The following is a 17,457-nucleotide window of genomic DNA, read 5'->3' as shown; positions in this document are numbered from 1 at the left end:
ATGTTCAGCTGCATTTACTTCATCCATTCTCACCAACCTGGACTCTCTGTAAAAGCGCCTGCCGCCTACTCTTCTCTTCTTCGCCTTTTATATATGAAATTGTGTTTTATTATATACAGGGCGTTTGGGTTTGTCAACTGTTTCTCAGGCAGATGCCTGACGCTGTTTAGAAGCCAGATGCCTGGCATCTTTTTCTCAGGCGGATACTTGTTTTACAGGCAGGTATGCAGACATTTTTTCACACCAAAGCACTCATTTTCGCCGTGGTTTGAAACTGCTCATCCATTGAATGGAGTTCCGCCTGACAAGAAAAGCCGCCTGACCGGGCTTTTCCCGGCAGACGGCTTTTCTGCTCCATTTTTTTGAACGTCTTTCTTAACTGCTGAAAATAATTTGCACTGCGCTTTTGCAGCACGTATCGTTCTCCGCATACGACCGCATAGCATCTTACCGCACAACATTTTACCGCATAACATTTTCTGCATGGTATTTTAACAAAACGCTTCCACGCATCAGCGTTTCCACGCCCCGCGCATTCTTTCATACGCTTCTTCCAGCAGGCTTCTGGGTGACGCCAGATTCAGCCGGATATAGCCGCGGCCGGCTTCCCCGAACACGCTTCCCATATATACGGATACGTTGGCCTCCTGCAGGAACCACTGCTCCAGCTCTTCTTCACTCATGCCGGTTTCCCGGTAATCAATCCATAACAGATAGGTACCCTCTCTGGGCATGATATGAAGCTTGGGGAAATGCTCCGCAAAATAACTGCGGGTATATTTTTCATTTTCATCAATATACTTCTTTACCGCCTCATACCAGTCGTCACATTCCGTATACGCCTTTTCCACGGCGGTAACTGCAAAAATAGTGGGGTTATGCATGCCGATCCTGTCAATGTCGGCAGCGATCCGGCTGCGAAGCTCCTCATTGGGAATTATCATATAGGAAACGATAACTCCCGGGATGTTGAAGGTCTTTGCAGGCGAGGTTGCCAGAATCAGCCTGTCGTTCACATCCTCTGTAACGGAAAGGGTGGACTGGTGCTTCACCCCTTCTGCTGTCAGATCCCCGTGGATTTCATCTGAAAAAAGAACGAGGTTGTGCTTTTTACAGAAATCGGCTGCCTGCGCCAGTTCTTCTCTTGTCCAGGAACGCCCGGTCGGGTTGTGGGGATTGCACATGATCAGCATTTTCGTCCGCTCGTCCACCAGGCTTTCCATATGGTCAAAATCCAGTTCATACCGATCCCCGTTCCTTTTCAGCGGGCTGGAAAGCATCCTTCTGCCGTTTTTGAGGATCGCGCTCTGCAGCGGGCCATAGGCAGGCGTATTCATGATGACGCCGTCGCCCGCTTCCGTATAGGTTTCCACACAGATACTGGAGGCAATATTGATTCTGGGACAGAATACGATCCACTCCCTGGGCACCTCCAGGCCGTACTGCTTCTTATACCAGCGCTGAATGCTTTCAAAAAACTTATCGCTTAAGTCCGTGTAGCCCAGGACGCCCATGTCAAGCACCTCGCGCAGCCCGTCAAGGACAGGCGCCGGCGCCTTGAAATCCATATCCGCAACGCCCAGATGAATCATGTCCTTCCGGCCGTATTTTTTATCCATGGTGTCCCATTTCCCGCAGTTTGTATTCCTGCGGTCCGTCATAGTGTCAAAATCAAAATGCATTCCCATTGTAAAACCTCCTCCCGGGACAGCGCTTATGCTGCTTTGTCTTCTTTCTGAAGAGCCAGATATTCCTCATAATAATCGTCGCCGGGCTTAATCTTGGCAATACCGAAGCCGGTGAAGCCCCAGATGATTGCAAAAATCACGCCGGTGTAGCACAGGATCGCCCAGGGCAGATAGGAAAGCGTGGGCACGCCCAGTGTTGTTGCCATGTAAACGCCTGCTGCCGTCCAGGGAACGATGGGTTCCACAACGGTTGCGGAGTCTTCCAGTGTCCTGGAAAGGTTCTTGGGCTGCAGGCCCTTTTTGATATAGGTCTTGGAGAACATTTCTCCGGGAATCAGGATGGAGAGCTGTCCGTTGCTTGTTACGAAAACTGCAGTAATACAGGAAACGATTGTGGATACAATCAGGCCGCCCGTGCTCTTTACGGACTTCATCAGCTTATTCAGCACGATATCAAGGGAACCTGTAACAGCCAAGGTTCCGGCAAAGCCATAAGCACAGAATGCAATCAGAACCGTATTCAGCATGGAAAGCATGCCGCCGCGTTCCAGCAGCCTCGGGATATCAGGAATCAGGGCCGCCGCATCAAAACCGGCTTTGGTAACCATATCAAGGCTGAAGCCGCTGATAGCTGCGGTAAAGCACTGCTGCAGGGAGAAGCCCTGGAAAACCGTGGCGTTAAAGAAAGCAACCACGCTGGAAATCAGCATTACCGGGATGGTAGGCTTCTTGCGGACAGAACCGTACAGTACGATAATCGGAGGCAGAATCACCAGCGGGTTGAAGCGGAACATCCCTTCCAGCGTTGTCAGGATGGTATCCACCTTTTCAGGAGTTGCCACCGCACCGCCGCCTGCCAGCGAAAATCCGGCTATGGTATAAACGATCAGACAGATAATACATCCGGGAATCGTAGTGTAGAACATATGTCCGATATGGTCATACAGCTTGGAGCCTGCTGCAATAGGAGCCAGGTTGGTGGTATCGGAAAGCGGGGACATCTTGTCGCCGAAATACGCACCGGATACAACAGCGCCTGCTACCAACGGAAGCGGAGCGCCCATACCTGCTGCAACACCCATCAGGGCCACGCCGATGGTTCCCGCAGAACCCCAGGAGGTTCCGGTACACAGGGAAACCACTGCCGTTACCAGAAAAGAAGTAACTGCGATATAACGGGGGCTGATAATTTTCAGTCCGTAATAAACCATCATCGGGATGGTGCCGCCGATCATCCAGGAGCCAATCAGGAAGCCTACGATAATCAGAATAAAAATAGCCGGCATCGTTTTGGAAAGCTTTCCTACGATGGAATTCATGATGTCGTCCCAGGTATACCCCAGCGAAACGGCAATCACCGCTGCCACTGCTGCGGATACCAGCATCAGAACCTCAGGGCTTAAGCCCATTACCGCATAGCCTACGCCCAGCAGCAGTATCATTGCCAGAATCGGAAGCACTGCCAGGAAAAAACTCGGTTTCTTTTTTTCTCTTACTTTTTTTTCACTCATGGAAAAATTCCCCTCCTTATGCACAATACACTCCCGCATTGTGCTATTTCACGTTTTGTTACATATCAGCTCTTTAATTTGAACTCTGCATTTCTGCTTACAGCAGTCCAGACCATAAACTTTTGCTTTACTTTCCAACCGCTGCGATAACCTCAACCTCGCACAGCACATTCTTGGGAAGCGCCTTCACCGCCACACAGGAACGCGCCGGCTTTTCGGTAAAATACCTTCCGTACACCTCGTTAAATGCGGCAAAGTCTCCCATGTCGCTCAGGAAACAGGTCGTCTTGATAACAGCCTCAAAGTCCGTCCCCGCTTCCGCAAGCACTGCTCCCACGTTCTTCATTACCTGCTCCGCCTGAGCCGTAATGTCTCCCTGCACAACCTCTCCGGTAGCAGGGTCCACCGGGATTTGTCCTGAACTGAACAAAAGTTCATTGAACAGAATCGCCTGCGAATAAGGGCCAATAGCTTCCGGAGCATTTTTTGTGTAAATTTTTTTCAGCAATTTCTCCACCTCTTTCTTCGTTTTTACTTGATAACTGCATTATATCAATAAAATATATTTTAGTCAATACACTTTTGTTTATTTATTCTGTATATTTACTAAAAATTATTTCACTAATTTCTTGCACATTCCCCTCCCCTCCATTATAATAGAATCAGAAAGCTGCACTGAAATAATTTTCACTAATTAGGCCCGTGTGAAATTACATATTATCGTAATTATTTCACTTTTCAAGGTTACAAAGAAAAACTATCCCCCCGAAAGGCACAGGTGACAACTATGGATACTCCTTTTATTGAACTTACCCCAACCGACAGACAGATTCTGAATTCCTACGCCCTCATGCTGGATGGGCTGGGCGCTTATCTGGGCGAAGGCTACGAGCTGGTGCTCCACAGCCTGGAAAGCCTGGATCATTCCGTCATAAAAATAATCAACGGGCATTACACCGGAAGGAAGGAAGGCTCTCCCATTACGGATTTGGCCCTGAAAATGCTGGGGGAACTGGAAAAGGATCCAGGCCGGACGGTTTCTCCCTATTATAATAAGAACAAATCCGGTTCCGTCCTTCGCTCCTGCACCATCCCCATTACAGGGGAGCACGGGCGCATCATCGGCCTGCTCTGCATGAATTTCCACATGGAAATCCCTCTTTCCAATATCCTGCAGACCCTTGCGCCGCCCCAGAGCACGGTTACCGCCGCAGCCGCGCCTGCGGAAACCTTCTCCGACAGCATTGATGATTTGATCCTCTCCTCACTTTCCGAAACGAGGGAGGCCGTTTACAGCGACCCGAACATTTCCTCCGCCAATAAAAATAAAGAAATCGTCCTTCAGCTTTACCAGCGCGGCATTTTCAACCTGAAGGATGCTGTAATCAAGGTGGCTGAACAGCTGAATATTTCAAAAAACACGGTATACATGCATATCAGGAATTTCAAAAACCAGAGCTGAGAAACCTGCGCCGCCGGGCGCGCCCTGAAAGGCAGCCGAAAAAGGAGGCAGGTCATTTGCTGACCGGCCTCCTTTTCATTCAAATTCTTCCTTATGCTTCTTAAAAAAATCATAATATGCCCGGACGTTGGGCAGCTGTGTCCACCGCTTCACATCCACCGGCTCTTCATCCATATCGTAAATCCTGGCATTCCTTACCGCCAGCAGAAACGGCGAATGCGTGGCAATCACGAACTGGCAGCCGAAAAACCGGGCGGAATCCTCAATGAAACGCACCAGCTCCTGCTGCCGCTCCGGGGACAGGCTGTTTTCCGGCTCATCCAGCAGATACAGCCCATCCTCCTTTATTTTTTCAGAGAAATAAAGGAAGGCGCTTTCCCCGTTGGAATGCTCCCTCGCATTGTCCATCAGGTTATTTCTCACATAACGCGACTGCGTTTTCCGGCGCGCCATGTTGACCTTCTTCAGCCGATCATAATCCTCCAGGGATTTCATCCTGAAATCAGAGTACTTGGCATCCAGATACTCTTCGAACAGCTCTTCCCGCTTTTCATCAATCCCGTCGTTTATCGCCCTCATATTCAGGATGAAGTCAAAGACGTCATCGCTGGTGATAATCCTGCTTTCCACCGGTATCCCATAATCTGCCGTAAAAGAGCACATCCGCGTATAGTCTTCAAAAAAAAACAGTCCGGTTAAAACGGGTATCCCTGTTAAGCCGCAGCTTTTCCGCGATACAGTTGAGAACCGTCGTCTTCCCCGATCCGTTGCCTCCATAAAGAAAAGTAACCGGCTCAAAATCCAGCATCCGCAGCCGGTGCTTTGAAATAATCTGGAAAGGATAATAGGAATCATAACAGGTTCTGGCCTGTGCCATCAGGAAATCATATTCCTCCTCTATGTCCGGGAAAGAAAACTGTGACAGATAAATCATAGCGCGCCTCCTCCTGACTGTCTTTCAGAGCGTCTTTTAACATCCTGTAATTCAAAGACCCCGCTGCAAACAGTGGGGTCTTTGGCCCTCACGGCAGCCGCCAAATATCCTTGCGGGCATGGCTGCCTGGCCCGCTGCCCTCGGGAATCAGCAGCCCTGAAGGCACTGCCGGAAGCTTATTTTCAGGATAGTTTTTTTCCGCCTTTTACCGCGGGGGCAATGGAAAGACCCGCGTCGTAGCAGGGAATCAGCGTCGCCTGCAGCGCGTGGTAAATATCAGATTTCCCAGGCCATACGCTACCGATCAGCTGATTATTCCGATCCAGCTGATGGAACCAGGAGCCGTTCACATGATCCAGCACCCTTTCGTCCAGATACTTCATAAACTGCGCATAATCATCCGCATATTCCTGTTTTCCCGTCACATGGTAAAGCACTGCGGAGGTATTGATGGCTTCCGCAAGCGTCCAGTGCATCCTGTCATGCACCACCGGTCTTCCGCTCCAGTCCGTGGTATACACGATACCGGGCGCACCGTCCGCATTCCAGGCATCACTGACAGCACGGCGGAAAAGATTCTCGGACACCTCAATATATTTGGAAGCCGCTTCCTTTTCCTCCAGATATGTAGAAAGCGCCCACTGTGCAATCAGCCTTGCCCATTCAATGCCGTGTCCGGGAGTTGCCCCGTAAGGCTTGAACTGATCATCCGGCTTCTCCTTATTGCATTCCAGATCCGCCACCCATTCCTTTGTAAAATGCTCCGGGATCCTCCATTCATTCCGGGAAGCCCAGCCTACCACATGATCAATGATGCGGCCCGCCCTCACACGGTATTTTTCATCGCCGGTCACATCCGACGCCGCCAGAAATGCCTCCACCGTATGCATATTTGCATTCAGCCCGCGGTAGTCATCCAGAACGGTAAATTCGGTATTCCAGGTATCGCAGGAAAGCCCTTCCTCTTCATTCCAGAAACGCAGGTCATACAGCTTCAGCGCATCCTCAAGCAGCTCCTGCGCCCCCGGCCTTCCGGCAAGGACGGCGGAAGACGCCGCCAGAATCACAAATGCATGGGCATAGCACTGCTTGTTGGGAAGTATCTCCCCGTCGGAAGTAAGCCCCGCATACCATCCGCCGTTTTTCTCATCATGAAGCTCGCCCTTAAGCCCCTTTAACCCGGCATCCGCCAGCGCTTCGCTTCCGGGATGGCCCAGGAAGCAGCCCAGGCTGTATACATGGACCATACGGCTCGTTATCCAGGTTTCACGGTTCCGGTCCGTCCACGGCGTGCCGTCATCCCCCAGGTAATAGGAGCTTCCTCCCGGTGAGGGAAATTTATGTCCGAAGCTAAGCAGCCCATCCCGGATCTCCTCTAAAAATTTTCTGTTTTCTTCTGTGTCAATCTGATATTTTTTATTACTTTCCTCCATCTTCTTTTTCCTTTCCTTTTTAATCATCATCGCAGGTTTCGTTCACAGTCCCCAGGGCTGTCCCCCGATCCATCCTATCATTTATTTCCGGCTTATTCAACATAAATATGGGAGAATTTACACCCCGGATTTTACGGCCTGTGAAATGCTCCTTCGTCTGCTTCCGTCATATTTCAGGCACAGTGACTTCAGGCACAGTGACGACGTTTTTATTAGCGGTCTGTACATTTATTCCCGCGAGCAACGAGCCAAGTAACCATGCTTGCATGGATATTTGGCGACTGCCGCGAGGCTCAAAGACCCCGCTGCTTGCAGCGGAGTCTTTGATTTTGGAAAAGAAGGCAGGATGTTTGACACGTCGGGGAAGTGATTATATAATATTTTTATTACAAACGTAAGATTTTGGAGGAAGCTTTATGAACCGTTTACCACAGATATCCGAGGCCGAATTCGAGATTATGAAAATCGTATGGCAGTATGCGCCTGTCAGCACCAATGAAATAACCGACCGTTTAATGAAAACCACCAGCTGGGGTGCCAAAACCATCCAGACCCTGATCAAGCGCCTGACAAATAAGGGCGCCCTTACCTATGAAAAAGAAGGGCGGGTATACGTCTATACGCCGTTGGTAAAGGAGAATGAATATATCAGCCAGCAGAGCAATTCCTTTTTACGGCGCTTCTATGACGGCGATATCACTGCCATGCTGTCAGCCTATATCAAAAACGACAGACTCTCCGCCGAAGAAATCGGCACGCTGCGTTCGATTCTGGACGATGCGGACAATGACAAAGGAAACTGATATGTCTGATTTTATGATTCGCTTTTTAATGAACAATCTGTTTCTAATCCTGCTGACAGTTTCTTTCCTTGGCATAAAACAGCTTTTGGGACGGGTGCTCACTTACAGGATGCAGTACAGTCTGTGGTATTGTTTTCTTATGCTTCTTGCGGCGCCTTTTCTGTCTTTGATACCGGCCGATTTTCTGAAGCTGCCGGGAGGAGCAGATCTTTTCCATTCCTCTTTAGCCTTGCTGCCCTCCCTGCAGGAAGGCGCAGGTGCACGGGCTTTAGCGCCTGAGGGACAGTTTCCTGACTTTGCAGTATCTGTCAGCAGAAGGACGTCCTCCGGCGCCGGACGCGCCCTTTTTCTTCTGTGGCTGCTAGGAATCATGGTTATGCTTTTCAGGGTCATAAAAACGCAGGCTGAATTATACCGGATCAGGCAGTCGGCGCTTCCCCTGCAGAACCTGGAGGTGCGCGCCTTATACGGGGAATGTCTGCGGGAGATGAAGCTGAAAAAACCGGTTCCGGTTTACAGCACGGCGTTTCTGAAATCCCCTGTGATTACCGGACTCTTTTTTCCTCGGATCTACGTGCCGATCCACCTGATATCCGACTTTAATTCCGTGGATATGCGTTATATGCTGCTTCATGAGCTGCAGCATTATAAGCATAAGGACGCGTTTGGCAATCATCTGATGAATCTGGCCGGCATCCTTTACTGGTTCAATCCTTTTGTATGGTCCGCCCTGAAGGAAATGCAGAACGACAGGGAGGCGGCCTGCGATACCTCCGTGCTGGAACTGCTTGGGGAAAAAGAATACGTCGCCTATGGGAACACGCTGATCAGCCTTGCCGAAAAAATCTCTCTCCGGCCGTTTCCTTTCACCGCCGGTATGAGCGGCAGCATGAAGCAGCTGAAACGGCGCATCCGCAGCATAGCCTCCTATAAGGCTCCCTCCTTCCGCCAAAAAGCGTTGAGCGTCGCTGTGTTTGCATTTATTTCACTGCTGCTGTTTAGCTTTGCTCCATATCTGTCTATCCGCGCTGCGCAGGATGAGGACGCGCTTACAATGGAAGCTCTTAAGAATGTGGTTTCCGTTGATTATGGGGAATATTTCGGGGACCTTGACGGAAGCTTTGTCCTATATGACATGCAGGAGGATACCTGGTACGTTTACAACCGCGCCCAGGCAGAAAGACGTATTTCCCCGGACTCCACTTACAAGGTTTACGACGCCTTATTCGGCCTGGAGGAAGGGGTCATCGCACACAACGCCTCCGTTCTGCCCTGGGACGGGACGGCCTATCCCTTTGCGGCCTGGAACTCCGATCAGGATTTGGCATCCGCTATGGAAAATTCTGTGAACTGGTATTTTCAGTCCATAGATTCCCGGCTGGGCGCCGGGAGGGTTCAGGATTATCTGCACAAAATAAGTTATGGAAACCAGGACAGCAGCGCAGGGCTGTCCTCCTACTGGCTGGAAGCTTCCCTGAAAATTTCTCCCATGGAGCAGACCGCGCTTCTCATAAAGCTGTACCGCAATGACTTCGGCTTTGCGCCTGCCAATATCCGGGCGGTAAAGGATGCAATGCTTCTGTCCCAAACTCCGGACGGCAGCCTTTACGGCAAAACAGGAACCGGACGGGTGGATGGCAAAGACGTGAACGGCTGGTTCATAGGGTATGTGGAAACCAGAGGACAGGTATACTGCTTTGCCGCAAATATTCAGGGAAGCGACGGCGCGGCAGGCAGCAGGGCCGCGGAAATCACAGAAGACATTTTATCCCGGCTGGGGATTTCATACCAGTCGGGTTCCACATTTTCCGGCGAATCGATGATGCGGTTGGAAACATACTGAAAACCGCCGTCTTCCAAAGGCCTGATTACTACTTCCGAAGACATCGCCCTTCCCAAATGGCGCTGCGGCCACACCGCACTTACCGTCAGCGTGATCGTACCGTCCGCATTTTCTTTCCGGGAAGTCACCTCCGGCCAGGGGGTATTGGGGGAATTTCCATAATCAAGAAAGCTTCTTGTGCGGTACTCATAGTATTTTCCCTCCGGCAGATATTTCGTACAGCTGTGAAGGGTCTCTTCATCTATATTAAAATATGTCATGATCACGCGGTTGAATTCTTCCTCCGGCACCCGATATTTTGCTCCGTCAACGGTCAGCCCGTAGGGAGAATTCCTATAGTATACAAAGGGGTACAGCAGCTGGAACAGATCATAAAAATCAAGCTCCCCGAAATTTTCTTCATTCCAGTCCGTCAGGAACATATTGTTGGCGCCATAGCCTATGGGTAGGATATAATGCCGGTTCAGTTCCCTGCATTCCTCCTCCAAGGGTTTCACCCTCACTGCCGTATAGCCGGGCGGGCCGTCGTATGCCACAGGCGTATTTTCTTCGAAAAACAGATAGCCTTCTTTTGTGTATTCCCATATGGCCGCGTTATAGCTGTATTTATCAGTAACCCTGGGCATATCGCCAATCCAGCAGAGGACGCTTCTTGTAACATGGACTTTTCCTTCCATTTCTTCTGAAGTAACGAAATCAAAACGGATAAAACCAAGATTTTCCATAACTGAAAAAAGTGTGGCACAGGCCTCCTTTTTTTCCTCCACTTTCCTGCAAAAGTCTTCTATCAGCCCGGGATTGACCATGTTAAGCTGGTTTTTGTTTTCTGAGTCAATGGCCGCGTATCCGTAAGAACCAAGCCTTTCTACGATTTGGCGGATGACCGGAAGCCTGTCATAGTATGAGGCTGCGCTGCCGGCAGAAGTGGCAGACGGATTGGAGGCGGCGTTTTCGTAAATGTCACGGTAAAGCTCCGCTGTTTCTTCCGACGTCCGTTCTTCTTTTATGGCTGCGGGAATGCCGGTATTTTCTATTCTCACAGGTTCCTCTTTATCTGAAGGCGTGACCGCCGCGTTTTTAACGCAGCCGGTTATTGCCAAAGCCGCTGTTATCATAATAATTAAAATAGAAGCAAATCCTTTCTCTTTCAATTATTTTCTCCTTTTCCTACGCATGTAAGAAATATTTTTTTGTGCGCCATATTGCTGTTATGTTCTATATATTACATATGTAAGATTTAAAAGTCAAGATTTTTTCTTCCGGTAAACCATGCTTGTAAACCAAGCTTGAACAGGAATAGCATGTGAGCATAAAACTTTTTACTGTGGTTTCAGCGCTTTGAGTTTTCCATAAAATTCTATCTCCTTATTTGCAATTGTAATCAAATGGATTTTCTTATTATCACTGGTTAAATATATGATATCCTCACACATTTCCCGGCAGTAATTATTCCCTGTCCGGTATTCAAGAAATGTCTTCTTTCTTCCGGCACGTTTCAGGAACATTTCAACTGATTCTCTGACCGAATTGTATTGCAGCGGCTTTACCAGAAAATCAAGCGGCTGCATTTTGAACAGCCGCATTGCATAACTTCTGTTGTAAGAGATATAAATTATGCTGGTTTTTAAATCATCCAGATAATTCCTGATGTAGTTTCCAACATCAATCCCACTTAACTTTAACAGTTCTATATCCAGAAAAATCAGTTCAAACCGGTTCCCGGCTTCCAGATATTTGCATAACGATTCTCCGGAATACCATGGTTCAATTTCTGCTTCTATTCTCAGGCTCTGCATAATGTCTCTCAACATATTTTCAAGTTCTGTGCATGTAAGCTTGCTGTCATCACAGATTCCAATTTTATACATAATATTCTCCTTCTGTAAACGGGAATAAGATAATTGATGTCTATATTCTATATGATTAAAAACCAGAATACAACTTTAACTTTTTATTCGCCGAAACTCTCCGGCCAGTTATCCATATCCCAATCAGCAGCCGTTCTGCAATATTGTTTTTGATCATTATCCTCCGGAATTATTTCGTCCGGTATTATTTCATCCGAAATAATATCATTTAGAATTGGTTCAACCAAATCACTTAAGCTGTTTTGCTCAAGAGTCAGATGCACCTCCTCAGGAAAGCAAATCTTTAAATCAAAATCAATACTGTTTTCCGCTTCTTCCCCAACAAAAAAGATTTCACCTGTTCCTTTTTCTATCTCTACATTTTGGTTAATTGTACCCACATCACTAAATATAAGATTTTCCGAACCATCCGGCGCAAGATATCTGATACTTATACTGCCCGTTTCGTTTTCAAGGGTTCCCTCTAAATTTATGGTTGTATTTTTTTGTCTTGCCCATAAAATGTCCCGCTCTCATTAAAATCTTTCGAAGAGCCGGAAACTGAAAAACCATCTGCATAACTTCTTCCGCATCCGGTAAGGATACAAAAAATAGTAACACCGGAAATTATTTTTAATCGACATGCCATTTTTATAGACTCCTTTCCTGTAAGAAGATAAATATATCCTTATAGTATAATGAAAAGGAAGAAAAGTTTGGTACAATTCGAAATTTGTATCTGTTTCCGGTGAAAATAGCTGCCTTGTTCCATAAGCTCCCCTGTCTGCCTTATTAACCGCCACAGTAAATGCACTGCCCTTCCTGACTTTAAACAAAAAACAGATCCGCCAGCAGTCAGCTAATGACCGCCATGACGGATCCGTATTTTCATTTTTTTCCTAAGCCGCCGCCCTTTCAGGATTCCGGGCGCACAGCTTTCCTAATCCTCATAAAACCTCATATCTCCCCACACGTCCATCATCTCAGTCCTGTCAAGCTGCTGCGCCCCGCCCATCCGGTCATAAATCATGACCGGGGAGTCATAGCCTGCATATTGCGGCCAGTCCTGCCCGGGATCGCCTGTCTTGATAAAGTTCACCCAGCGCAGATGCACATCATTGACGATCTTCTCCACCGTTTCCTTCGGTTCATCCTGAAATACAAACGCACTGAAGCCGAATTCCAGGCAGTTGAAATCGCAGGGCAGATCCATGGCGTGGGAACAAAGCATTCCTGTCTTGCGCGCCATCTGCGACATAAATTCATAACGGTACATCCATACCGGGCCATGGCCCTTCTGGGCCTGCGCCGTCCTCACCGCGGGCATCTGGAACGCATAATCCGTGGCAAAATTGATGAAAGCCATCTCCACCCCATTGACGCTGCCGTCATTTCTTTTTTCATAATAATCCTTTATCCGTGCAAAGCCCGCCTCATTGTGGTTCTTCACAAACATTTCCTTTACCATATCCCAGGAATTGGGAAAATTCGTCTGCTCCGGGCGGACAAACATGGTTCCTTCATGAAGGTTGGATCCAATCATCAGCCGGATTCCTTCTGCGCTCCCCCGCGCTATCGCTTCCAGGGGCCTTTCAGGCAAAAGGTCGTCAATGGAAACGGTAGGCAGGAAAATGCCGGGATTGCGGTACTGATGCTCTTTTGCCACATATTCGTTTCCCTTTAGTACCTCATAGGCTTCGATTTCCTTCAGTCTCGGCAGATTCTTTTCTGTCCAGCCCATTCCTTCCAGAAAAAGGTCAATGTTCTTCTTTGCCGTCTCCTTGGTAAAAAAGCAGTTCGGCAGGGCGCTGGAAGCGATTACCTGCCCGAAGGTGCCCTTTGCGCCCGGCGCGGCCATCAGCGCTATCATGGACGTTCCCCCGGCGGATTCTCCGGCTATCGTCACCCTTTCAGGATCGCCGCCGAAGGCCCGGATATTCTCATGAATCCACTGCATGGCAACAATATGGTCCGACAGGCCGCAGTTGCTGTCAAACTCTTCACAGCCGGGATAGCCGGTAAAATCATAAAAACCGAAGACGTTCAGACGGTATTGGAAGCTGACATATACAATCCCGTGGCTGACGAAGGATTTGCCGTGGTACAGCTCGTCGGAGGCACAGCCGGAGTTGTAGCCGCCGCCGTGGATATAAACCAGTACGGGAAGTTTCTCTCCCTCCATGGGTCTTCTGATGTTTAAGGTCAGGCAGTCCTCTGAGCCTTCGCATACGCCGTCATTATACTGCACCGCTTTGGGGCCGTATGCTACAGCGTCCAGCACGCCCTCCCAGGGCTTTACCGGAACCGCCCGTTTCAACCGCAGCTCTCCCACAGGAGGCATGGCATAGGGGACGCCGAGAAAAGCGATTTGGCCATCCTCTGCAAAGCCCCTGACCTTTCCGGAGGCTGTCTTAACCACATAATTATCCATTTTCAATTTTCCTCTTTTCCGCTTCCCGGTAGGCATTGGGCGTCAGGCCCGTCTTATTCCGGAAAAAACGTCCGAAATAGCCCTGGCTGGCAAAGCCCAGCCGGTCCGCAATCTCTCTTACCTGCAGCTCCGAATCCGTGAGCAGCTGCTTGGCCGCAGCCAGCTTTAAGTCATTGATATACTGAAGGATGGTAATTCCTTCTTTTTTCTTAAAAATCCGCAGCAGATATTCCTGGCTGAAATGTACCTGCTCCGCCAGGTTGTACAGGGAGGTGTCGCCGTCCAGATGCTCCACAATGTACTTTTTCACCTGGTTCACCACATCCTCGGTCTGCTTTTCCACACTCTGGTTTTTCAGGGAAAAAATGCTCTCCGCCACATGCCGCAGGTAGCCGAAGGCATCCTGCCAGTTGGCATGCATTGACACATTGTACAAATTCAGGATGCCTACCCGAAAGGCCAGCTCCTCGTGCAGCTCCAGGCGCTTGATCCAGCCGATCAGCCGGGAGCTGATGGTGCAGTATGCCTCCAGCGCGAACAGATCGTGCATGCTCTTGACGCTCTGCAGCTCTGTCTGCAGCTGACGCAGCACATTCAGGGAATTTTCTTCCTCCATCCCTTCCAGATAATATTCCAGCCGCCACAGCATCTGCATCAGCTCCTGCTTTTTGTGCTCCGGCAGGGTTTCTTTGGCGAGTGCCTCCTTCTGCAGCCCCTCCTGCACCAGCTCTTCCCCGGACAGCCAGATCATACGGTCGCATATGCCGATAAATTCCTGCAATAGCTGTGACAGAGTGACCGGCCGTTCCCCCACCAGGATGGATACCGTCCTGCCCAGGTTCTTTTTCAGCGCTTTCTGGAACAGCTCCCCCGCGCCGGCCAGCATTTTTACAATAGTTTCCTCGTGCAGCAGCTTTTCAGGCTGGAGAAGAAGTACGATGTAATTCTTGTTGTATTCAAAAAAGGCGCCCCGCATGAAATCCAGGAAATACCGTTCCAGCAGCTGATAACAGTCCTGGGTGGCATTCTGCTGCTCCTGGTAATTCTCACAGTACCAGGCTTCATGTCTGAGGAGGAGGTAATACACTTCTTTTTCCGGATCCAGATCGATCCCAAGCTGTACCGACAGCTCCCCGGTAAACTGGGACAGGCCCCTGTATCCTTCAAAAAGCTCCCGTAAAAACATGCTTCTTTCATGGAGCAGGGGTTTCTTCTGCTGTTCCCGCTGCAGATCGGTCAGGCGTTCCAGCAGGAGGCTGTTCTCGATTTCTTCCACAGACTCCCGCAGAGCCTCCAGTATCTTTTCATCCTCCTCCGCCTTCAGCACATACTTTGCATGCTTATGGACCTTATACACATAGTCAAAATCAGAATAGCCCGTGAGAAAGATGACCTTACAGAAAGGCCATCTTTCCCTGACGATATCGTACAGCTCCAGACCTGACATCTGCGGCATGTTGATATCCATAATCACGATATCTATCTTCCTTTTTTCCAGGATGGCCTGCGCCTCTACCCCGCTGGCCGCCGTCGTCAGATCAAGCTCCAGGGATTCCTCCATGGAAAGCAGGCCGTATACGTCATCCCGGATCATTTTTTCATCATCAACAATCAAAACACTGTACATAGTCTCTTCTCACTCCCGCCACATTTGGGCCAGTACCGCCCGCTGCTACTCCTTCACGCTTCCCAGCGTCATACCGGTAATGAAGTACTTCTGGAGCAGCGGATAAACAAGAAGGATGGGGATAATCGCCACGAAAATCTGCGCCGCCGTCACGGTTTTCTGTGACACATTTGTCATGGCGCCCACGCTGGTCAGGTCGATGCTGGCGATATCCACCGACTGGATGACGTTGCGCAGGTAGGTCTGCAGCGGATACTTGGCGGTATCGCTGATGTAAATCATGCCGTCAAACCAGGAATTCCAGTGATTTACCATGGTGAACAGACCCACGGTCGCCAGAGAGGGCTTGGATACCGGCACGATAATTTTCGTCATGATCTGGAAGTGGTTTGCCCCGTCAATCAGCGCGGATTCCGTCAGCGCATAGGGAAGGCCCCTGAAAAAGTTCAGCATCAGTATGATATTGAAGGTCTGCACCGCGCCGGGCAGTATCAGCGCCCAGATACTGTTGTAGATTCCCACGGATTTCACTACGATAAACAGAGGGATCAGCCCGCCGGAGAATACCATGGTCACCAGGAACGCCCAGACATAATATTTTCTCGCATGGAATCTTTCATCCGGCTGAGCCATGGCATAAGCGCACAGGATTGTGAGCCCTATGCTGAGCAGGGTCCCCAGAACCACTCTGACCACCGACACGCCGAAAGATTGGAAAAATTCCGGTTTTGCCAGGATATATTGATAGGAATCCAGGGTGAAATCCACCGGGAGGATGGTTACCCAGCCCGCCTGCGCCGCGGAGTTGGAGCTTAAGGAAAGGGCGAACACATGCACCAGCGGAAACAGGGAGATACACATGACCAGCGTCAGGAAAAAATAGTTGACTACCAGAAATGCCTTTCTTGCAGGAGATGATTTTATTTTCATAACGGCCTCCTAAAAAATTCTGTAGTTTGCAATTTTCTTTGCAAGGGTGAAGGATGAGGCGATCAGGATAAAGGAAATCACTGATTTAAACAGCCCCACTGCGGTGGAAACGCTGTACTGCAGATTCAGCATACCCAGGCGGTACACATAGGTGTCCAGGATATCGGCCTTCTGATAAACGATGGGGCTGTACAGGTTAAATACCTGGTCAAAGCCTGCGTTTAAGATATTGCCCATGCCCAGGACCGTCACCAGGATGATCTGCGGCAGGATGCCGGGCAGCGTAATATAAAGCATCTGTTTAAAATAGCCTGCGCCGTCTACCTTAGCCGCCTCATACTGGCTCTGGTCAATGGCCGTCAGCGCCGCCAGGAAGATGACCATATTATAGCCGCAGCCTTTCCATACATCGGAGGCCACCAGGGTTCCACGGATGGTTTCCAGACTTCCCAGGAAAAAGACGGGTTCATGGCCAAGCGCAGTAATCGCGGTATTTACAATCCCGCTGGTAGGTGAAAGAATATCCACCAGGATACCGCCCAGGACCACCCAGGAAAGGAAATACGGAACATAGATGATCGTCTGCGTCGCTTTCTTGAAAACCTTGTTATTTACTTCATTTAGCAAAAGCGCCAGAATCAGTGGCACGATAATGCCCGCAATGATTTTCAAAAGCGCGATGACCAGCGTATTCACCAGCACCTGCCGGAAATCCTTCATGCCGAAAATGTATTTGAAATTATCAAGTCCCACCCATTCGGAGGTGAAAAACCCTTTCATCCCGCCCGACGGGACAAAGTCCTGAAAGGCGATTACAATACCTACCATAGGAAGATAGGCAAAAATGATTAATAAAATGATTGCGGGCAGCAACATTACGTGCAGCGGCCATTCCCTCTTCATAATTGTGCCCAGGCTTTTTTTCTGTTTCATCCCAGTCCCCTTCTC

Annotated in this window: 17 protein-coding genes, 1 pseudogene and 1 other annotated feature (1 of these 19 only partly in view); of the genes and pseudogenes, 3 read left to right on the top strand and 15 right to left on the bottom strand. The window is 49.3% G+C overall.

Annotated elements, in window-relative coordinates; all coding sequences use genetic code 11:
• Positions 1 to 90: a binding site (T-box leader), on the bottom strand (it extends 169 nt beyond the left edge of the window).
• 148 nt (positions 91 to 238) lie between these two features.
• From FYJ45_RS09190 to FYJ45_RS09175, 4 genes are all read right to left on the bottom strand, one after another.
• The gene (locus FYJ45_RS09190; RefSeq protein ID WP_021634873.1) at positions 239 to 415 is read right to left on the bottom strand and encodes a hypothetical protein; all 177 of its coding nucleotides are present in this window, start codon (positions 413 to 415) and stop codon (positions 239 to 241) included.
• 97 nt (positions 416 to 512) lie between these two features.
• A complete protein-coding gene (locus FYJ45_RS09185) occupies positions 513 to 1,688 on the bottom strand; it encodes a MalY/PatB family protein (RefSeq protein ID WP_117545474.1) in 1,176 nt (391 codons plus the stop codon).
• A gap of 26 nt (positions 1,689 to 1,714) precedes the next feature.
• Positions 1,715 to 3,199, bottom strand: coding sequence for a Na+/H+ antiporter NhaC (nhaC, locus tag FYJ45_RS09180; RefSeq protein WP_102288209.1), 1,485 nt, complete (start codon positions 3,197 to 3,199; stop codon positions 1,715 to 1,717).
• Positions 3,200 to 3,326: 127 nt separating this feature from the next.
• Positions 3,327 to 3,707: a RidA family protein gene (locus FYJ45_RS09175; protein ID WP_025490839.1), complete on the bottom strand. Its 381-nt coding sequence runs from the start codon at positions 3,705 to 3,707 to the stop codon at positions 3,327 to 3,329.
• A 279-nt stretch (positions 3,708 to 3,986) separates the two neighbouring features.
• Between FYJ45_RS09175 and FYJ45_RS09170 the strand changes: the two genes are divergently transcribed.
• Positions 3,987 to 4,661, top strand: coding sequence for a helix-turn-helix transcriptional regulator (locus FYJ45_RS09170; RefSeq protein WP_021634878.1), 675 nt, complete (start codon positions 3,987 to 3,989; stop codon positions 4,659 to 4,661).
• A 75-nt stretch (positions 4,662 to 4,736) separates the two neighbouring features.
• On the opposite strand, the gene FYJ45_RS09165 is transcribed toward FYJ45_RS09170, so the two are convergent.
• From FYJ45_RS09165 to FYJ45_RS09160, 3 genes are all read right to left on the bottom strand, one after another.
• Positions 4,737 to 5,324 carry an AAA family ATPase gene (locus tag FYJ45_RS09165; RefSeq protein ID WP_330588625.1) on the bottom strand — a complete coding sequence of 196 codons (588 nt, stop codon included), beginning with the start codon at positions 5,322 to 5,324 and terminating at the stop codon, positions 4,737 to 4,739.
• A 13-nt stretch (positions 5,325 to 5,337) separates the two neighbouring features.
• A complete protein-coding gene (locus tag FYJ45_RS32165; RefSeq protein ID WP_330588624.1) occupies positions 5,338 to 5,595 on the bottom strand; it encodes an AAA family ATPase in 258 nt (85 codons plus the stop codon).
• 182 nt (positions 5,596 to 5,777) lie between these two features.
• Entirely contained in the window at positions 5,778 to 7,028 is a 1,251-nt protein-coding gene (locus FYJ45_RS09160) for an AGE family epimerase/isomerase (RefSeq protein WP_154464364.1), read from the bottom strand.
• 416 nt (positions 7,029 to 7,444) lie between these two features.
• Between FYJ45_RS09160 and FYJ45_RS09155 the strand changes: the two genes are divergently transcribed.
• Positions 7,445 to 7,831 (top strand): BlaI/MecI/CopY family transcriptional regulator, encoded by a 387-nt coding sequence (locus FYJ45_RS09155; RefSeq protein ID WP_154464363.1) that lies wholly within the window; start codon positions 7,445 to 7,447, stop codon positions 7,829 to 7,831.
• A gap of 1 nt (position 7,832) precedes the next feature.
• Complete coding sequence (locus FYJ45_RS09150) at positions 7,833 to 9,674, top strand: BlaR1 family beta-lactam sensor/signal transducer (protein ID WP_154464362.1); 1,842 nt, start codon at positions 7,833 to 7,835, stop codon at positions 9,672 to 9,674.
• Here the strand turns inward: FYJ45_RS09150 and FYJ45_RS30585 are convergent.
• From FYJ45_RS30585 to FYJ45_RS09115, 8 genes and pseudogenes are all read right to left on the bottom strand, one after another.
• Positions 9,674 to 10,789 (bottom strand): annotated as a pseudogene (locus FYJ45_RS30585) (DUF6070 family protein); the annotation flags it as partial. The gene FYJ45_RS09150 and the pseudogene FYJ45_RS30585 sit on opposite strands and share 1 nt — an antisense overlap.
• Positions 10,790 to 10,993: 204 nt before the next feature.
• Positions 10,994 to 11,542, bottom strand: a complete 549-nt coding sequence (locus tag FYJ45_RS09145; protein ID WP_154464361.1) for a LytR/AlgR family response regulator transcription factor — start codon at positions 11,540 to 11,542, stop codon at positions 10,994 to 10,996.
• Between the two features lie 83 nt (positions 11,543 to 11,625).
• A complete protein-coding gene (locus FYJ45_RS09140) occupies positions 11,626 to 11,922 on the bottom strand; it encodes a hypothetical protein (RefSeq protein ID WP_154464360.1) in 297 nt (98 codons plus the stop codon).
• Between the two features lie 89 nt (positions 11,923 to 12,011).
• Complete coding sequence (locus tag FYJ45_RS09135; RefSeq protein WP_154464359.1) at positions 12,012 to 12,170, bottom strand: hypothetical protein; 159 nt, start codon at positions 12,168 to 12,170, stop codon at positions 12,012 to 12,014.
• Positions 12,171 to 12,461: 291 nt separating this feature from the next.
• Positions 12,462 to 13,952 (bottom strand): carboxylesterase/lipase family protein, encoded by a 1,491-nt coding sequence (locus FYJ45_RS09130; protein WP_154464358.1) that lies wholly within the window; start codon positions 13,950 to 13,952, stop codon positions 12,462 to 12,464.
• A complete protein-coding gene (locus tag FYJ45_RS09125; RefSeq protein WP_154464357.1) occupies positions 13,945 to 15,579 on the bottom strand; it encodes a response regulator transcription factor in 1,635 nt (544 codons plus the stop codon). Before FYJ45_RS09125 ends, FYJ45_RS09130 begins: the two co-directional genes overlap by 8 nt.
• Positions 15,580 to 15,624: 45 nt before the next feature.
• Positions 15,625 to 16,509, bottom strand: coding sequence for a carbohydrate ABC transporter permease (locus FYJ45_RS09120; RefSeq protein WP_154464356.1), 885 nt, complete (start codon positions 16,507 to 16,509; stop codon positions 15,625 to 15,627).
• Positions 16,510 to 16,518: 9 nt separating this feature from the next.
• Positions 16,519 to 17,442 carry an ABC transporter permease gene (locus tag FYJ45_RS09115; RefSeq protein WP_154464355.1) on the bottom strand — a complete coding sequence of 308 codons (924 nt, stop codon included), beginning with the start codon at positions 17,440 to 17,442 and terminating at the stop codon, positions 16,519 to 16,521.
• Between the last annotated feature and the right edge of the window lie 15 nt (positions 17,443 to 17,457).

The organism is Eisenbergiella porci (genome assembly GCF_009696275.1).
Classification (GTDB): domain Bacteria; phylum Bacillota; class Clostridia; order Lachnospirales; family Lachnospiraceae; genus Eisenbergiella; species Eisenbergiella porci.
The sequence above is the reverse complement of the archived record's forward strand: the minus strand, read 5'-3'. Positions and strand labels throughout refer to the sequence as shown.